This is a genomic window from Pseudomonas sp. S2_E01, assembly GCF_054668365.1.
Map to the genome: position 1 here is coordinate 171,613 of NZ_CP162762.1, position 16,998 is coordinate 188,610.

General features: G+C 60.3%; 17 protein-coding genes. 6 read left to right on the top strand and 11 right to left on the bottom strand.

Features of this window, described 5'->3' with window-relative positions:
• Positions 1 to 161 precede the first annotated feature (161 nt).
• The 7 genes from folK to dksA form a co-directional block, all read right to left on the bottom strand.
• On the bottom strand, positions 162 to 653 hold the full coding sequence (gene folK, locus AB4O36_RS00845) for a 2-amino-4-hydroxy-6-hydroxymethyldihydropteridine diphosphokinase (RefSeq protein WP_460140891.1): 492 nt from the start codon (positions 651 to 653) through the stop codon (positions 162 to 164).
• Positions 654 to 657: 4 nt separating this feature from the next.
• Complete coding sequence (locus tag AB4O36_RS00850; RefSeq protein ID WP_460140892.1) at positions 658 to 2,061, bottom strand: polynucleotide adenylyltransferase PcnB; 1,404 nt, start codon at positions 2,059 to 2,061, stop codon at positions 658 to 660.
• Between the two features lie 687 nt (positions 2,062 to 2,748).
• Positions 2,749 to 4,185, bottom strand: coding sequence for a sigma-54-dependent transcriptional regulator (locus AB4O36_RS00855; RefSeq protein WP_460120825.1), 1,437 nt, complete (start codon positions 4,183 to 4,185; stop codon positions 2,749 to 2,751).
• A 22-nt stretch (positions 4,186 to 4,207) separates the two neighbouring features.
• Positions 4,208 to 7,162, bottom strand: a complete 2,955-nt coding sequence (locus AB4O36_RS00860) for a sensor histidine kinase (RefSeq protein ID WP_460120827.1) — start codon at positions 7,160 to 7,162, stop codon at positions 4,208 to 4,210.
• Complete coding sequence (locus AB4O36_RS00865; protein WP_003176118.1) at positions 7,146 to 7,322, bottom strand: hypothetical protein; 177 nt, start codon at positions 7,320 to 7,322, stop codon at positions 7,146 to 7,148. The genes AB4O36_RS00860 and AB4O36_RS00865 overlap by 17 nt, the downstream gene beginning before the upstream one ends.
• A 78-nt stretch (positions 7,323 to 7,400) precedes the next feature.
• Positions 7,401 to 8,288: a tRNA glutamyl-Q(34) synthetase GluQRS gene (gene gluQRS, locus AB4O36_RS00870; RefSeq protein WP_460120828.1), complete on the bottom strand. Its 888-nt coding sequence runs from the start codon at positions 8,286 to 8,288 to the stop codon at positions 7,401 to 7,403.
• 98 nt (positions 8,289 to 8,386) lie between these two features.
• A complete protein-coding gene (gene dksA / locus AB4O36_RS00875) occupies positions 8,387 to 8,821 on the bottom strand; it encodes an RNA polymerase-binding protein DksA (protein ID WP_460120830.1) in 435 nt (144 codons plus the stop codon).
• A 337-nt stretch (positions 8,822 to 9,158) separates the two neighbouring features.
• On the opposite strand from dksA, the gene AB4O36_RS00880 reads away from it, so the two are divergent.
• Positions 9,159 to 10,331 (top strand): pyridoxal phosphate-dependent aminotransferase, encoded by a 1,173-nt coding sequence (locus AB4O36_RS00880; protein ID WP_460120832.1) that lies wholly within the window; start codon positions 9,159 to 9,161, stop codon positions 10,329 to 10,331.
• Positions 10,331 to 11,044 (top strand): DNA/RNA nuclease SfsA, encoded by a 714-nt coding sequence (sfsA, locus tag AB4O36_RS00885; protein ID WP_460120833.1) that lies wholly within the window; start codon positions 10,331 to 10,333, stop codon positions 11,042 to 11,044. The genes AB4O36_RS00880 and sfsA overlap by 1 nt, the downstream gene beginning before the upstream one ends.
• Here sfsA and AB4O36_RS00890 read toward each other — a convergent pair.
• A complete protein-coding gene (locus AB4O36_RS00890) occupies positions 11,041 to 11,358 on the bottom strand; it encodes a Rieske (2Fe-2S) protein (protein WP_460120835.1) in 318 nt (105 codons plus the stop codon). The genes sfsA and AB4O36_RS00890 overlap by 4 nt on opposite strands.
• A 167-nt stretch (positions 11,359 to 11,525) precedes the next feature.
• Between AB4O36_RS00890 and AB4O36_RS00895 the strand changes: the two genes are divergently transcribed.
• From AB4O36_RS00895 to AB4O36_RS00910, 4 genes are read left to right on the top strand one after another with little or no spacing between them, the layout of a single operon-like run.
• Entirely contained in the window at positions 11,526 to 12,398 is an 873-nt protein-coding gene (locus AB4O36_RS00895) for a heme/hemin ABC transporter substrate-binding protein (protein WP_460140893.1), read from the top strand.
• Between the two features lie 50 nt (positions 12,399 to 12,448).
• Positions 12,449 to 13,432: a FecCD family ABC transporter permease gene (locus AB4O36_RS00900; protein WP_460126893.1), complete on the top strand. Its 984-nt coding sequence runs from the start codon at positions 12,449 to 12,451 to the stop codon at positions 13,430 to 13,432.
• Positions 13,432 to 14,199, top strand: coding sequence for a heme ABC transporter ATP-binding protein (locus tag AB4O36_RS00905; RefSeq protein ID WP_460140894.1), 768 nt, complete (start codon positions 13,432 to 13,434; stop codon positions 14,197 to 14,199). The genes AB4O36_RS00900 and AB4O36_RS00905 overlap by 1 nt, the downstream gene beginning before the upstream one ends.
• 17 nt (positions 14,200 to 14,216) lie before the next feature.
• The gene (locus AB4O36_RS00910; protein ID WP_460140895.1) at positions 14,217 to 15,068 is read left to right on the top strand and encodes a ChaN family lipoprotein; all 852 of its coding nucleotides are present in this window, start codon (positions 14,217 to 14,219) and stop codon (positions 15,066 to 15,068) included.
• Between the two features lie 229 nt (positions 15,069 to 15,297).
• On the opposite strand, the gene AB4O36_RS00915 is transcribed toward AB4O36_RS00910, so the two are convergent.
• The 3 genes from AB4O36_RS00915 to AB4O36_RS00925 all read right to left on the bottom strand — a co-directional run bounded on the left by AB4O36_RS00915 (position 15,298) and on the right by AB4O36_RS00925 (position 16,963).
• Positions 15,298 to 16,098, bottom strand: a complete 801-nt coding sequence (locus AB4O36_RS00915) for a Crp/Fnr family transcriptional regulator (RefSeq protein ID WP_460120840.1) — start codon at positions 16,096 to 16,098, stop codon at positions 15,298 to 15,300.
• 15 nt (positions 16,099 to 16,113) lie between these two features.
• Positions 16,114 to 16,386: a TfoX/Sxy family protein gene (locus AB4O36_RS00920; RefSeq protein WP_009050884.1), complete on the bottom strand. Its 273-nt coding sequence runs from the start codon at positions 16,384 to 16,386 to the stop codon at positions 16,114 to 16,116.
• A gap of 232 nt (positions 16,387 to 16,618) precedes the next feature.
• Positions 16,619 to 16,963: a pentapeptide repeat-containing protein gene (locus AB4O36_RS00925; RefSeq protein WP_460120842.1), complete on the bottom strand. Its 345-nt coding sequence runs from the start codon at positions 16,961 to 16,963 to the stop codon at positions 16,619 to 16,621.
• Positions 16,964 to 16,998: the final 35 nt, after the last annotated feature.

The following is a 16,998-nucleotide window of genomic DNA, read 5'->3' on the forward strand; positions in this document are numbered from 1 at the left end:
TGTTACCGCATTGTTACGACAGGGGTGTTACCGAAGGGGACTGATGCGTTTCAGCACTGGCAACACAAGACTCCCCCTGTAGGAGCGAGCTTGCTCGCGATTTCGGAGTGTCAGTCACTGCTGAGCTAACTGGCCTGTCGCAATCTAAAGCAAACTCGCTCCTACAGGGGGGCGTGCGGGAGGCGTTCGAGTCCGACGAACGGGCAGGCGGCGAGCATGTCGGCCAATGTGCGGCCATCCGGCAGGCGCAGGTCTGCCGGCGCCAGTTCGGCCAACGGATACAGGACGAAGGCGCGCTCCTGCATGTGGTAGTGGGGCACCTTGAGGCGTGGTTCGTCGATCAGGCGATCGCCGAACAGCAGAATGTCGAGGTCCAGCGTGCGCGGTCCCCAGCGTTCGAGACGTTCGCGGCCCTGGCCGTTTTCGATTGTTTGCAACGCGTCCAGCAGCGCCAGTGGCGCCAGTGAGCTGTCGAGGGCGGCCACCGCATTGGTGTAGCGCGGTTGGCCGGGTAGCAGTGAGTCGCTCTGATAAAACGCGGAGACGCCGGCCAGGGTGGTCTGCGGCAAACGCGACAGCGCATCGAGTGCGCTGCGCAGTTGTTCGGCAGGGTCAGCCAGGTTGCTGCCCATGCCAATGTAGATGCGTTCCATGGCGCTACTCGCCCGATGCGCTCGGTGCACCAGCCGCTCGTTTGCGCTTGGCACCGGTGCTGCGACGACGTTTGCGGGGAGCCCCGGGGGCGCCATCGTCCTTGCCGCCGAGGTCGCGGATCATGTCGCGACGTTCGCTGTCGTTGGCATCCTGATAGTCGGTCCACCATTCACCCAGGCCGTCGGTCTGCTCGCCCGCGCTTTCACGCAGCAGCAGGAAGTCGTAACCGGCGCGGAATCGCGGGTTGTCCAGCAACAGGTCGGCGCGTTTGCCGCTGCGTCGCGGCAGGCGTTCCTGCATGTCCCAGATTTCACGGATGGGCAGGGTGAATCGCTTCGGAATCGCGATGCGCTGGCATTGTTCGGCAATCAGTTCGTGAGCGGCTTCCTGCATCGCCGGGATTGGCGGCATGCCACGCTCTTGCAGGCGCAAGACGCGAGCAGGCAGGGCAGGCCAGAGCAAGGCGGCAAAAAGGAACGCGGGGGTCACCGGTTTGTTCTGCTTGATGCGCAGATCGGTGTTGATCAACGCTTCACTGATCAGCGTGTGTGTGTACGTCGGGTTGTATTCCAGTGCCTCGGCGCTCGCCGGGAACAGCGGATCGAACAATTGCAGGTCGACCAGCATCTCGAATGTGTCGGCGGCATGGCCGGAGAGGAACAACTTCAGCACTTCTTCGAACAGACGCGCCGACGGGATCTCGCGCAGCATCGGTGCCAGGTCACGGATCGGCTGGGCACTGTGCTTTTCAATGCCGAAATTGAGCTTGGCGGCAAAACGCACGGCCCGCAGCATCCGCACCGGGTCTTCCTGGTAACGCTGCTTCGGGTCGCCGATCAGGCGGATCAGGTGATTGCGGATATCGTGTACGCCGTTGGCGTAATCAAGGATGCGCTCGCTGACCGGGTCGTAATAGAGGGCGTTGATGGTGAAGTCGCGACGTTGTGCGTCCTCCTCCAGGGTGCCATAGACGTTATCGCGCAGGATGCGTCCGCTCTCGTTGCGCGAGGACTGGTTGCTGTCTTCTTCCTCGTCGTTTTGCGGGTGATTGGCGCGGAAGGTCGCGACTTCGATGATTTCACGACCGAAATGGATGTGCACCAGCTTGAAGCGACGACCGATGATGCGCGCATTCCGGAATTCGGCGCGAACTTGCTCGGGCGTGGCGCTGGTGGCGACGTCGAAGTCTTTGGGCGTGATGCCCAGCAGCATGTCGCGCACGCAGCCACCGACCAGGTAAGCCTGGTAACCGGCGCTCTGCAGGCGTTCGACAATGTTCACCGCGTAGCGGCTGAATTGCGCCTTTTGCAGCGAATGTTGGCCGCTGTTAAGCACTTCAGGCGTGCTGCGGATGTGTTGCGTAATACGCTTGGGAGAACGGAATGACTGGAACAGCTTCTTCAGCATGGGATGCACTGTTTGAAGGAATGTTCGGCCAAAACGAAGAATGACCGCATGATGGGCGGGGATTCTAGCATTTAGTCAGAGGATGGTGTAGGACACCGTAGGAAGAGGTCCGGAAGACGGAAACTACAAGGGGAGCCGAAGCTCCCCAAGAAGTAGTTGCATGCTCTATTTTTGTTATTGGTTTCGGGCTTTTTGTTTTTGTTGAGTGCCCTCGTCATGAAGCTTTTCCTTCATGACCCTCCCAATCGGGAGCCAAGAGCAAACGGATTGCTTTGGTCGCTGTGTTGCAGTGATCTTGCGATCCAACCAGTTCAGGCTCTGTCTTAGGACAGTTTTTGTTGTTCTCGGCCTGGTCGTGGGGCACGCCCCAAATACAACGCCTCTCCAAAAGAATCAGTTAGCTGCGCCTCTCGCCGTCTTGTTTTTATTGTGCGTGAGTCGATTCGTCTTATTTTTATTGTCTTATGCATTGCTTGTTATTGTTCTTGTACCAAACATATAGCAGGGTGCGTGCCAACTTTTGCGAACCCCAGTAAAACAAGGGCTTACACCCTCGCGGTCGGTTTTTTGAGGTCAAAAAAAAACGGGGCTTCGTTACCGTAAGCCCCGGCTTCTGTTACGCGAAAAGCCTGCGGTAACAGTTTTTTCACAAAGTCATGTGTTACTGGCGCACCCTTCAGGTGACGTTCAGCTCTCGCTGGCCACCCCGGTCTTGCGCCGCGGAATGCCCAGGCGCTGACGGCGCTCCCACAGGCATTTGCGACTGACCCCCAGTTTGCGCGCCAGCTCGGTCTCGGTCATGTGGTCCTGATGCTCAAGAACGAAGTGCTGGAAGTAGTCCTCCAGCGACAGGTCCTCGGTCGGCTCATGGCTGCTGCTGGCAGCGCCATTGCCCTGTTGCGGCGCCAGGCCGATGAACTCGTCGTCTTCAAGATCGCCCAGTTCGATGTCGATGCCCAGCAGCTCGGCGGAAATCTCCGGGCTCTCGCTTAGGATGACCGCGCGTTCGACTGCGTTTTCCAGCTCGCGCACGTTACCCGGCCACGAATAGTGACGGATGGCCTGCTCCGCGTCAGGGGCAAACTTCAGGTCGGTGCGGTTGATGCGCGCACTTTGGCGTGCCAGGAACGCATTGGCGATTTCGTTGACGTCGGCGCCGCGTTCGCGCAATGCCGGCAGTTTCAGCGCAATCACGTGCAGGCGGTAGTACAGGTCCTCACGGAACTGGCCGATTTTCGCCAGGCTCTTGAGGTCGCGGTGGGTCGCGGCGATCAGGCGCACGTCGACCTTCTGCGACTGCACGGAGCCGACCCGGCGTATCTCGCCTTCCTGCAACACGCGCAGCAGACGAGCCTGGGCTTCGAGTGGCAATTCACCGATTTCGTCAAGGAACAGCGTGCCGCCGTCCGCAGCTTCCACCAGGCCGGCACGCCCGGCGCTTGCACCGGTAAAGGCACCTTTCTCGTGGCCGAACAGTTCGGACTCGATCAGGCTTTCCGGAATGGCTGCACAGTTCACCGAGATCATCGGTGCCTTGGCGCGCCTGGACAAGTTGTGCAGGGCACGCGCCACCAATTCCTTGCCGGTGCCGGACTCGCCCTGGATCAGCACATTGGAGTCGGTCGGTGCGACTTTGCGAATCTTGCCGTAGAGGTCCTGCATCGGTGGGCATGAGCCAATGATGCCGATTTCGCCATTGCTGTTGTCGGTGCCCGGTTTGGCCGCACCATTGGCAGCTTTGCCCGCTACCGTTTCGCCGCCGGCCGGTGCCGATTGCCGGTCACGCAGGATGCGTGCAACGGCCTGGAGCATTTCATCGTGGTCGAAGGGTTTGGCGATGTAGTCCACCGCGCCCATCTTCATCGAGTCGACCGCCGAGCGCAGGCTGGCGTAGCTGGTCATGATCAGCACCGGAGTGCCTTGGCCAAGCTTGATCAGTTCAGTCCCCGGCGCGCCCGGAAGGCGCAGGTCACTGACGATCAGGTCGAACGTGGGAATAGTGAAGCGTTCTTGTGCTTCCTGCACTGAACCGGCTTCGCTGACCTGGTACTGGTTACGTTCCAGCAGGCGGCGCAAGGCGGAGCGGATAATGGTTTCGTCTTCGACGATCAAAATGTGCGGCATTGATTCGATACTCTCGACGGTCTCAGTTCACAGCGGACGTCGCTTCGACATGACGCGGCAAAGTGACCCTGATACGGGTGCCGCGTTGGCTTTGAACATCAGCCGGGCTGTCGATGGTGATTTGTCCATAATGCTCTTCAACGATGGAATAGACCAGTGCAAGGCCCAGACCGGTGCCTTCGCCAGGGTCCTTGGTGGTGAAGAAAGGCTCGAACAGTCGGTCCATGATGTTCTTGGGTATGCCACTGCCTTCGTCTTCGACGATCAGGTCGACCGTGTGTTCGTAGGCTTCGCTCTTGACCCGCACCGCGCTGCCCGGAGGCGAGGCGTCACGGGCGTTTGAGAGCAAATTGATGAGGACCTGGGCGAGTCGTTGCGGATCGCCTTCGACCCAGTGCTCGGGATCGCACAGGTTGTAGAACTGTACCTCGAAATTGCGTCGGTTCAGCGCCAGCAGGCCGATGGCATCCTGGGCCACCTCGGCCAGACAGACGGCTTCATCGTTGTGCTGATGGCTCCCGGCATGGGCGAAGCTCATCAATGACTGGACGATGCGCGACACGCGTTTGGTCTGCTCGATGATCTGGCCGCTGATTTCCTTGAGCTCGCCATCTTCCTCACGCTCTTCGCGCAGATTCTGAGCCAGGCAGGCAATGCCGGTAATCGGGTTGCCGATCTCATGGGCCACGCCCGCTGCGAGACGGCCGATGCTGGCCAGACGCTCGGAGTGCACCAGTTTGTCTTCGAGCATCTGGGTTTCGGTCAGGTCTTCGACCAGCAGTACCAGCCCGCTGTTGCCCGGCGCGAGTGGTTCATCGATGGCCGCCTTGTGCAGGTTGAGCCAGCGGGTCTGGCCATCGAGAGCCAGGTGCTGCTTGTGCAAGTGCTCGTCCGGCACGTTGATGAAACCTTGCAGCAGGCCCTTCCACGGTTCGGTAATGGTGCTCAGGCGCGAACCGACCACGCGTTGCGCGGCGATGCCGGTGAGCTCCTCCATGGCCTTGTTCCACATGAGGATTTCCTGGTCCTTGGCCAGGGAGCAAACGCCCATGGGCAATTCCTGCAGGGTCTGGCGGTGGTAGCGGCGCAGGGCGTCGAGTTCGGCGGCCAGGCCGGTCAGGCGCGAGTGATAATCCTCAAGGCGACTTTCGATGAAATGAATGTCTTCGGTGACGTAGTTTTCGCCGCCAGCCTTGTACGGCAGGAAGGTTTCGACCATGTCTTGTGCCACGCTCGGCCCCATCAGGCCGGAGAGGTTGGCTTCGATCCGGTCCCGCAAGCGGCGCAGGGCATACGGCCGGCGTTCGTCGAACGGCAGATAGAGATCGCGCAGGGCCTGTTCGACTTCCTTCTGTGCCGCCTTGGCACCCAGGGGCTTGGCCAGTTGCGTGGCGAATTCCTGGGGCGAGGCGGCATGCAGTTCCCGGCGTTGCGGGCGACGCACGTTGTCGACCGCGCAGGCTTCGGCGGCGCTGGCCTCTTCGGTGCTGGCGTTGGTGAACAGTGAAATCAGGGTGAACATCAGCACGTTGGCGGCCAGCGATGCGATGGCCGCCATGTGCCAACTGGTGTCGTCCAGCACGTAGATCATGTTCAGCAGCGGAATGTAGAAACCCTGAAGGTTGCCCACCAGGGGTAACAGCATGGTGATCAGCCACACCAATATCCCCGCCAGCAGGCCGGCGATGAAGCCGCGACGGTTGGCGGTCGGCCAGTACAGGACCGACAACACGCCAGGCAGGAACTGCAGGGTGGCGACGAACGCGACGATGCCCAGGTTTGCAAGGTCCTGCTCGGCCCCCAGCAGCAGGTAGAAACCGTAGCCGGCCATGATGATCGCGACGATCAAGGCGCGGCGGGTCCACTTCAGCCAGCGATAGATGTTGCCTTCGGCAGGGGGCTGGTAAAGCGGCAGCACCAGGTGGTTCAGGGCCATCCCGGACAGGGCCAGGGTGGTGACGATGATCAGGCCGCTGGCGGCCGACAACCCTCCGACATAGGCCAGCAGCGCCAGGGCCGGACTGTTGGCGGCGATGCCGATGCCCAAGGTGAAGAATTCAGGATTGGTGGTGGCACCCAGTTTCAGTCCGGCCCAGAGAATCAGCGGCACCGCCAGACTCATCAACAGCAGGAACAGCGGCAAGCCCCAGCTCGCGCTGACCAGCGAGCGCGGGTTGAGGTTTTCGGTAAAGGTCATGTGGTACATGTGCGGCATCACGATCGCCGACGCGAAGAACACCAGCAACAACGTGCGCCACGGGCCTTCCTGCAAGGGCGTGTGCAGGGCGGCGAGGGCGGTCTGGTTTTGCAGCAACCAAAGCTCAAGCTGTTGGGGGCCGTCGAATACACCATAAAGGGCATACAGGCCAACACCGCCAATGGCGATCAGCTTGATCACCGACTCAAAGGCAATCGCAAACACCAGGCCCTCATGCTTCTCGCGAGTGGCGATGTGTCGTGAACCGAAGAAAATCGTGAACAGGGTAATCAATGCGCAGAAGCTCAGCGCCACGCGATGCTGTACCGGTTCGCCGGTGAGAATGCTGATGGAGTCGGCCACCGCTTGAATCTGCAGGGCCAGCAACGGCAGCACGCCGATCAACATGAAGATGGTGGTCAGCGCGCCCGCCCAGGTACTGCGAAAGCGGAACGCGAACAGGTCGGCCAGTGACGATAACTGATAGGTGCGGGTGATTTTCAGGATTGGGTACAGCAACACCGGCGCCAGCAGGAATGCACCGGAAACCCCGAGGTAACTCGACAGAAAGCCATAGCCATACTGGTAGGCCAGGCCAACCGTGCCGTAAAACGCCCATGCACTGGCGTAGACCCCCAGCGACAGGGTGTACGTCAGCGGGTGGCGAATGATCGCCCGGGGGATCATGCCCCGTTCGCTGACCCAGGCCACGCCAAACAGCACTGCCAGGTAGGCGGCGCTGATCAGGATCATCTGGGTCAGACTAAAGCTCATCGGCATCTTTTTGGCTCTGCAGGATGAAGGTCACGACGATCAGGATCAGCCAGAGCAGATAAGGGCGATACCAGGCGCCTGTGGCGTCGATCCACCAATCCATGATGGCTGGGGAGAACAGATAGATCCCCACTACCAGGAGCAGGACCAAGCGATAGATGTACATCCCGGCCTCTCTTTATTTATGCACGTGCCTGAAAACGTGCGGCGATGGTAACGGATGGGTGAGCCACTGCAAGCCTGATCACTGTAGTTGCGCTTCGGGCAGGTTGAGTGTGCGCGGGATCTTCGATGCATCCCAGTGGGCGATGCCCCAGTCCAACACTTCCCGGGGCGTGCCGTAGGTCAGTTCGGTCCCGGGATTTTGCCCGAGTGCCCGCAGTGCCCGCAGCAATAAGGGGGTTGCCTGATCTTTGGTCAGTGGCGGCGAGCGGTAGGACTTGCCGAGCTTGTTGCCGTCAGGCTGGGTGATCAGAGGAATGTGCAGATAACGAGGCTGCCGCAGACCGAGCAGTTCCTGCAGGTACAACTGGCGCGGGGTAGAGTCCAGCAGGTCGGCGCCGCGAACGATATCGGTGATGCCCTGCCAGGCGTCATCGAGCACCACCGCCAATTGATAGGCGTACAGGCCATCGCGGCGACGGATCACGAAGTCACCGACCTCCCGGCCCAAGTGCTGGCGGTACTCACCCTGCACGCGGTCGATGAAGTGATATTCGAGCTCGGGGACGCGCAGACGGATGGCTGCGCCTTCAGGACTGTGACCGACATTGCGGCACAGCCCGGGATAAATGCCGTGATAGGGCTCAAGCTGTTTGCGCGAGCAGGTGCAGGCGTACGCCAGGCCGTGATTGAACAACTGATCGAGCATGTTGGCGTACGCGTCGTGGCGCTCGCTCTGGCGGACCAGTTCGCCATCCCACTCGAAACCGTAGCTTTCCAGGGCGTGGAGAATGGCTGCCTGCGCGCCGGGCTCTTCCCGCGGCGGATCGAGATCTTCCATGCGCATCAGCCAACGCCCACCCACTGCACGGGCGTCGAGGTACGAAGCCAGCGCGGCGACCAGCGAACCGAAATGCAGATGTCCGCTTGGGGTGGGGGCGAAGCGTCCGATGTAGGTGCGGGATTTCATGGCGCGATATCTTTCAGGCTTACGCTCCTACAGGGGCGGGTAAATATCAGAAACAAAAACGGAGCGTTCGCACGCTCCGTTCTTCATTCAAATCGCCATTACTTGCCGACTTGTTTTTCCTTGATTTCCGCCAGGGTCTTGCAGTCAACACACATGTCGGCGGTAGGGCGGGCTTCCAGACGCTTGACGCCAATCTCGACGCCGCAGGATTCGCACCAGCCGTACTCTTCGTCTTCGATCAGTTGCAGAGTCTTGTCGATCTTCTTGATCAGCTTGCGCTCGCGGTCGCGGGCGCGCAGTTCGAGGGCAAACTCTTCTTCCTGGCTGGCACGGTCTGCCGGGTCCGGGAAGTTGGCTGCTTCGTCCTTCATGTGATCAACCGTGCGGTCGACTTCCTGCATCAAGTCCTGTTTCCACTTGTTCAGGACCTTGGTGAAGTGAGCGCGCATGGGCTTGCCCATGTATTCCTCACCCTTGGTTTGAACGTAAGGTTCGAAACCGCTGATTGGCTGTTGCTTTGCTTGGGTGGACATGAAATAGACCGCCTCTACTCTTGTAATCCATCTGCGCAGGATTGCTCCATCACCGGCACCTGCCGGCCCTGCGGCTGCAAGCGGGCGAACTTAACAGATCAAGTCGGACCGCGCTACTCCCGGATGTCGAGGTCACGGCCCGGTGGGGCTTGCAAATGATTGCAAAGCCTTGTCTGCTGGCGATGGAGGCCTGATCAAGTAATGATTTTAGTCAAACCTGGCGCACGCGTATGAGTCGTTTGTGGCCAGGGGTACCAGGTGTCTGACCGCTTTTGGTTCTCGCTCGTTCCCGCGCTTGGGTAGAATCGGTTTTTCCCCTTTTGTTGAAGGAAGGCTAATGGCCCAGTCCTACAGTGCCCGCAGTCGCGCGATCGAACCGTTCCATGTCATGGCGCTGCTGGCGCGGGCCAATGAACTGCAAGCGGCCGGCTTTGATGTGATTCATCTGGAAATCGGCGAGCCGGATTTCACCACCGCCGAGCCGATCATCCAGGCCGGCCAAGCGGCGTTGTCGGCAGGGAAGACCCGTTACACTGCCGCCCGCGGCATTCCAGAACTGCGCGAGGCCATTTCGGGTTTCTATCAGCAGCGTTATGGTTTGGGTATCGATCCGCGGCGCATCCTCATTACCCCCGGCGGCTCCGGCGCGTTGCTGCTGGCCAGTGCCTTGCTGGTGGATCCGGGCAAACACTGGCTACTGGCGGATCCGGGCTACCCGTGCAATCGGCATTTTCTGCGACTGGTCGAAGGTGCGGCGCAGCTTGTCCCTGTGGGGCCCGAGGTGCGATATCAACTGACGCCGGATCTCGTCGAGCGTCATTGGGACAAAGACAGCGTCGGTGCGCTGGTGGCCTCGCCCGCCAACCCGACGGGTACGATCCTGAGCCGCGACGACCTGGCCGGGTTATCCGATGCAATCAAGGCGCGTCACGGTCATCTGGTGGTGGACGAGATCTACCACGGCCTGACTTACGGCACCGATGCCGCCAGCGTCCTGGAAGTCGACGACGACGCCTTTGTGCTGAATAGTTTTTCCAAGTATTTCGGCATGACCGGTTGGCGGCTGGGCTGGCTGGTGGCACCGGAGGCAGCGGTAGGTGAGCTGGAGAAACTGGCCCAGAACCTCTACATCAGTGCCCCAAGCGTGGCCCAGCATGCGGCTTTGGCCTGTTTCGAACCGGCGACTATTAATATTCTTGAAGAACGCCGCGCCGAATTTGGCCGACGTCGGGACTTCCTGTTGCCGGCCCTGCGTGAGCTGGGATTCAATATTGCCGTGGAGCCTGAGGGCGCCTTCTATTTGTACGCCGATATCAGCCAGTTCGGCGGTGATGCCTTCGCGTTCTGTAAACATTTCCTTGAAACCGAGCATGTTGCAATTACGCCTGGTCTCGATTTCGGGCGCTACCAGTCCAGCCATCACGTTCGGTTTGCCTACACCCAGAGTCTGCCGCGCCTACAGGAAGCGGTTGAGCGCATCGCTCGCGGCTTGCGGAGCTGGCAAGGCTGATGCGTTTTCACCCGCCCCTCGAAGAAGGTCGCCTGATCCGGCGCTACAAGCGGTTTCTCGCCGATATCGAGACCGTTGACGGCGAGTTCCTCACCCTACATTGCCCGAATACCGGCTCGATGCTTAATTGCCAGGTTGAAGGCGGTCAAGTGTGGTTCAGTCGCTCAAACGACCCGAAGCGCAAATTGACGGGCACTTGGGAAATCGGTGAAACCCCACAAGGACGGCTGTTTTGCGTAAATACCGGACGTGCCAATGGTTTGGTCGAGGAGGCGCTGCGTGGCGGCGTCATCACCGAACTGGCTGGTTTTACCGAGCTCAAGCGTGAAGTGGCTTACGGACAGGAACGAAGTCGCATCGATTTTCGTCTCGACTACCCGAGTGGCCCCGCCTATGTGGAGGTCAAAAGCGTGACACTGGGCTTCGACGGATCATCCGTTGCGGCGTTTCCCGATGCGGTGACCCAGCGGGGTGCCAAGCATTTGCGTGAGCTGGCGCATCTGGCCAGGGACGGCATCCGCGCTGTGCAATTGTACTGCGTGTGCCTGAACGATATCGACGCCGTGCGCCCAGCGGACGAAATCGATGCGGCCTACGCGTCGGCATTGCGAGAAGCAGTAGCGTGTGGAGTCGAGGTGCTGGCGTACGGTGTGCGCTTGAGCCATGAAGAAATGCGGGTTGAGCGGCGACTGGACGTGTTGCTCGGTCGTTAGACGCTGATCCAGATACCCTGGTCGTCTTCGCGGCAATCAATGCCGGTGAGAAATTGTCCGGCGCAGGGGCCGGCCACGCATTCGCCGTCCTCAATCAGGAACAATGCGCCATGGGTGGCGCACTGGATCAGGGTGTTACTCGGGTCGAGAAATTGGTCGGGCGTCCATTCCAGCCCTACGCCACGGTGCGGGCAGCGGTTGAGATAAACATGGACCAGGCCGTTGCGACGCACGGCGAACAGCTTCCGCCCCTCGACGTCGAAACCGCGGCTGCTGGAATCGGCCAGCTCAGTGCCGGCGCAGAGAAACTTCATGACTCTCCTCAACGCCGACGGCTCGTGACTGGATATGTCCGAGCTTGACGTTCAAATGCAAACAATTATCAAATGGCCGACTTGTCCGTGGGACAAAGGTGCACGGAGCCGAGGATACTTGGCCTGACATCTCAATGTCTGGGAAAACCTTTCAAAGGAAGTCGTTTATGCGTCTGAGTACCCGCGTTGTTGCGCTTTGCGTCGGACTTTTCGCCAGCCATCACGCCATGGCGGCCGAGTTGCCACAACGTTGGGTCAGTGCCGGAGGCGCCCTGTCGGAATGGGTCTGTGAACTGGGGGGCGAATCGAAACTGGTCGGAGTCGACACCACCAGCCAGCACCCACCATCTCTCAAGGCGTTACCGAGCATCGGCTATCAACGGCAGCTGTCGGCGGAAGGTGTCTTGAGCCTGCGCCCACACATTCTGGTGGGCACCGAGGAAATGGGGCCGCCGCCGGTGCTGTCGCAGATTCGTACTGCCGGGGTAAAAGTCGAACTGTTTTCCGCCCAGCCTGATCTGCCAACGCTTCAAGGCAATCTGCAGCACCTGGGCAAGTTGCTGGGGGCTGAAGACAAGGCTGCGCAGGTGTATCAGGACTATCAACAGCAACTGGACCAGCAGAAAGTCCGCGTCACCAAGGCGCAGTTGACGCAATCGTCGCCTGGGGTGCTGTTATTGGTGGGGCATGCGGGTGGCAAACCCCTGATCGCCGGCAAGGACACCGCGGCCGACTGGCTGATCCAGAAAGCCGGCGGGCATAATCTGGCGACCCACGCCGGTTACAAACCTTTTTCCAACGAATCCCTGATCAGCCTGGACCCCGAAGTATTGGTCTTCGCTGACCGTGCCCTGACTGGCGAAGCGGCGCGTGCCGCGTTGTTCAAGGAAAATCCGATCCTGTCCTCAACCCGTGCCGCTAAAGATGGGCGGGTCATGGAACTTGATCCGACCCTTCTGGTGGGTGGACTCGGCCCTCGATTGCCCGCTGCCTTGAAAAACATCAGTGATCTGTTCTACCCCGGCACTGCCACTCCATGACCGTACTCGTAAAACCACGGACTTTGTTCATTGGCCTGGGTGTCCTGTGCGTGCTGGCGATCTGGCTGTCTCTGGCGCTGGGGCCAGTCAGCCTGCCGTTGTTCGATACCCTGCGCGCGACGTTGCGCATGCTCGGTTTGCCGATTGCCGCCGATGGGCTGGAACAGGCTGAACTGATCCTGGGCCAGATTCGCCTACCGCGTACCTTGCTCGGGTTGGCGGTGGGCGGCGTATTGGCGCTGTCGGGTGTGGCGATGCAAGGCCTGTTTCGCAATCCGCTGGCTGATCCGGGCCTGGTTGGCGTTTCCAGCGGCGCGGCCTTGGGTGCGGCGATCGCGATTGTCGGCGGCTCGGCTTTTGGGGGGTTGCCTGAATCCGCCGGGCCGTATTTGTTGTCGCTGTGCGCGTTTCTCGGTGGTCTTGGCGTGACCGCGCTGGTGTACCGACTGGGCCGGCGAAATGGGCAGACCCATGTCGCGATCATGCTGCTGGCCGGTATCGCCTTGACCGCACTGGCCGGTTCCGCCGTTGGGCTGTTTACCTATCTGGCGGATGACGCGACCTTGCGCACGCTGACGTTCTGGAACCTGGGTAGCCTCAATGGCGCCAGTTATTCGCGACTTTGGCCATTGTTGCTGATCAGTGTCGGCGTGGCGTTGTGGCTGCCGCGCCGGGCCAGAGCGCTGAATGCGTTGTTGCTCGGCGAGTCGGAGGCCGGTCACCTGGGCATCGATGTCGAAGGACTCAAGCGCGAGCTGGTGTTTTGTACGGCGCTGGGGGTTGGGGCAGCGGTGGCGGCGGCGGGAATGATCGGCTTCGTCGGGTTGGTCGTGCCGCATCTGGTGCGCTTGCTGGCGGGCCCGGATCATCGTGTCCTGTTGCCGGCTTCGGTGCTGGCGGGGGCGAGCCTGCTCCTCTTGGCCGATCTGGTGGCGCGCCTGGCGTTGGCGCCGGCCGAGCTGCCGATCGGGATTGTTACGGCGTTCATTGGTGCGCCGTTCTTTCTGTATCTGTTACTGCGGGGGCGTGCCTGATGTTGCGAACGCAAAATCTGCACATCCATAGGGGGCACCAACGGGTCCTGACGGACATCACGCTTGAGCTCAAGCCCGGTGAAGTACTCGGCGTGCTGGGGCCGAACGGAGCCGGTAAAAGTACGCTGCTGAGTGCCTTGGCAGGTGAGTTGCACGCGGATCAACCCAGCGTGTGGCTCGACGATCGCGAGTTGCGCGAATGGACGGGCGCCCGCCGTGCGCAGCGCCTGGCTGTATTGCCGCAGGTATCGACCCTGGATTTCGCGTTTCGCGTGGAGGAAGTGGTCGGTATGGGGCGCTTGCCGCATGAGAGCGGGCGACTCCGGGACGACGAAATCGTCGCGGCCGCCTTGCAGGCCGCCGACGCCAGGCATTTGATGGGGCGCAGTTATCTGGCATTGTCCGGTGGCGAGCGTCAGCGGGTGCACCTGGCCCGTGTGCTGGCTCAACTCTGGCCCGGCGAAGTTGGGCAGACCCTGCTGCTGGACGAGCCGACCTCGATGCTCGATCCGCTGCACCAGCACACGACCCTGCAGGCGGTGCGCGAATTCGCTGACCGCGGTGCGGCGGTCATGGTGATCCTGCATGATCTGAACCTGGCGGCGCGTTACTGTGACCGCCTGTTGTTACTCGAAGGCGGGCGTCCGGTGGCGCTCGATACACCTGAACAGGTGCTGCGCCCAGGACCGCTCAAGTCCGTATTCGGTCTGGACGTATTGGTTCAACAGCATCCGGAGCGCGGGCATCCGTTGATCATCGCCCGCTGAAACCACAGGGTGAGCGCATGCGTATCTGGGTAATTCTGGCGGGGCTGTTGCTGAGTGCCTGCCAACACGTTTCTGCACCGCCGCAGGTTGTCGGCGAGATTCGCGACTTGCGCACTGGCCAAGTGCTGAGCGCGCAAGAGCTTGTGTCGCAACTGGCCAAATCGGCGCGATTGATCGTGGGTGAACAGCACGACAACCTCGATCATCATGAACTGCAGCGATGGTTGTTGCAGTCAATGGGAGATCAGCGACCCCAAGGCAGCCTGTTGCTGGAGATGCTCACGCCGGATCAGCAGGCCCGTGTCGATGATCTGCGCCAGGCCCCGACTTTGCCGGCAGACTTGCCCGGTGCCTTGGCCTGGCAGGCAGGTTGGGACTGGAACCTGTACGGGCCAATCGTCAGTTTCGCCCTGACCCAACCTTATCCGTTGCTGGCTGCCAATCTGGACACCAACAAGGTCCGTGCTATCTATGCCAAGCCGCCGGTCCTGAGTGGATCGCGCACGAATGCCGAAACGGTCAGGGCGCAGTTGCTGGCGCAAGTCAGCGAATCCCATTGCGGCCTGCTGCCTGAATCACAAATGCCGGCCATGCTCGCCGTGCAGCAACAGCGCGACCGCCGCATGGCGCAGCGCCTGATCGCGGCACCTGCTCCAGCGTTGTTATTGGCGGGGGCTTACCACGCACGCAAGGATGTTGGGGTGCCGATCCATGTCCTGGATTTGGGCCCGGCCCAGGCACCGACGGTTTTGATGTTGGCTGAGCAGGGCAATGAGGTGACGGCGGCAATGGCCGATTACGTTTGGTACACACCCGTCACGCAGGCACCGGATTATTGCGCGCAGATGCGTGAGCAGTTCGGCAAATAGCGCGGCTTTTTCTCAGGCAAAAAAAGACCCGGCAAGAGCCGGGTCAAATAACCGTGATTAGCCTGATGAGGAGATATCTGAGAGTCCGAACCAAGGGCTTTTCAAATATCGACCAGTCTCGCGACCAGTTGTGATAATCATATCGATTCTCATTACCGAGTCAACAACTGATTCTGCATTTATTTGAAAATTGTTGTTCCAGCGATGCGAGGCCGCGTAGTCATTGGCGTCAGGGCGAATTTTTCATCGTGCTCAGATGTGTAACCTGTTTATTCAACGAGCCAATTCTGCGCGCCATGCTCTCGATCAGGCTGTGGGCGATCTTCGGATTGCTGCGGGTGAGGCTCAAAAACTGATCCTTGGGGATCAACATGACCGTGCTGGGTTCGCTGGCAATCACGCTCGCGTTGCGTTTCTCGCCGGTGAACACCGCCATGGCGCCGAAAATCTCGTCCCTGGGGATGTCGCCCACCTTGTGTCCGTCGACGAAGGCTTCGGCGTGTCCTTCAATAATGACGAAAACATGATCCGCCTCATCGCCCTGATTGATCAGCAGGTCGCCACGCGCCACGCGCTGAAAACCGTTGGTGCTGCGAAACTCCGGTTGTTTGAGGCGCGCGACGGCGTCGGACAGCAGCGCGTTCTGCCCGGCCATGTACTGCACGAACAGTTCCGAGCGTTGTGAGTCAGCGTAAATATGTCGGAACACTTCGCTACGCAAATAGGGTATCAGCGCGATCGGGCTGTCGGTGCGCAAGCGGCAGCGCGGCAGATCGGCCTCCTGGCGCAAGCCGACCAGATCACCTTCATGAAGGTAAAACAGTGGGCGTTCGTCGATGCATCCGTACAGCAAGCCATTTTTCAAGACAAACAACTGATCGCCCGGCAAGTCGGCCGCCAGGTCCTCGACTGCGCGGAATTCCAGCACCGGACCGCACGGGGTCAAATGCTCCAGCAGGCGTGTCGGGATATTCTGCAGACGGTTGATCAGTGCGTCGGCGTAAGCCGGTTGTTCCCCAAGCAAATACATGGCGGCAGGGCTCGTTCAGTTCTTGTGGCGTGACGAAATAGCATCCAACTGCTTATTCAGGGCTTCCTTGCGCTCTGCGGGAATGTCGTTCCAGTGCACATCCATCAGAGCTCCCTCAATCGCGTACAGCAACACTTTCGATGCCCGGAACCCGCGCGTGCGCACGGCCCGATAGGCATCCACAGCGCCAAGGCGGCGCAAATCCGAGGCGCTATGGATACCCACGGCATGCAGCCACTGCGCCGACGTCTTGCCAAGATTCTTCAGATGCTGCAGTTCATCATTCATCAAGCCTCCTTGCGACGGCCGAACGGTGCGTGGGCGAGCTTCTGAGGAGTGTAGCCATCAGTAGGAAAAGCGTGATTGTTTGGTCGGTTTTGGAGCAAATGCTTCTAAGAAGCATGCGGGGGAGGGGACGTAGACGGATGAAATCGCGTCGGGAAGGCAGGAAGTAGTCAGTTGGCAGTCGGCGAGACACCTTCAGTCCAGCGCAGCGCGGCGCCGGACTGACCCGTCATTTTCAGCGCGAGCGATAACGCAGGCGTGTGCCGAAATTCATCGACATCAGAATCTCGTCGGCGCTCAGCTCGGGCGGGAAGTACGCACCGGAAATTTGGGCGTGAGCCAGGCTTGCACCCTCCAGGTTCGAGCGTGTGAAGTCGATACCGCGCAGGTCGGCGGAACGGAAATAGGCATTGCTGAAGTCGACGCCTTCGGCATTCAACTCACGCAGGTCCAGGCCACGGAAATCACCCCCGACCATATCGACAGGTCCGTCTTTGGGGCGTTCGTTGTTGAAACCCTTGATGTCGTCTTTGTGCAGCAAAGCATACAGCGGAGTGTCGAGTAGTTTGGGCTGGCTCATGTCAGGTCACCTGTTGGTTTTATGACGCCAGTATA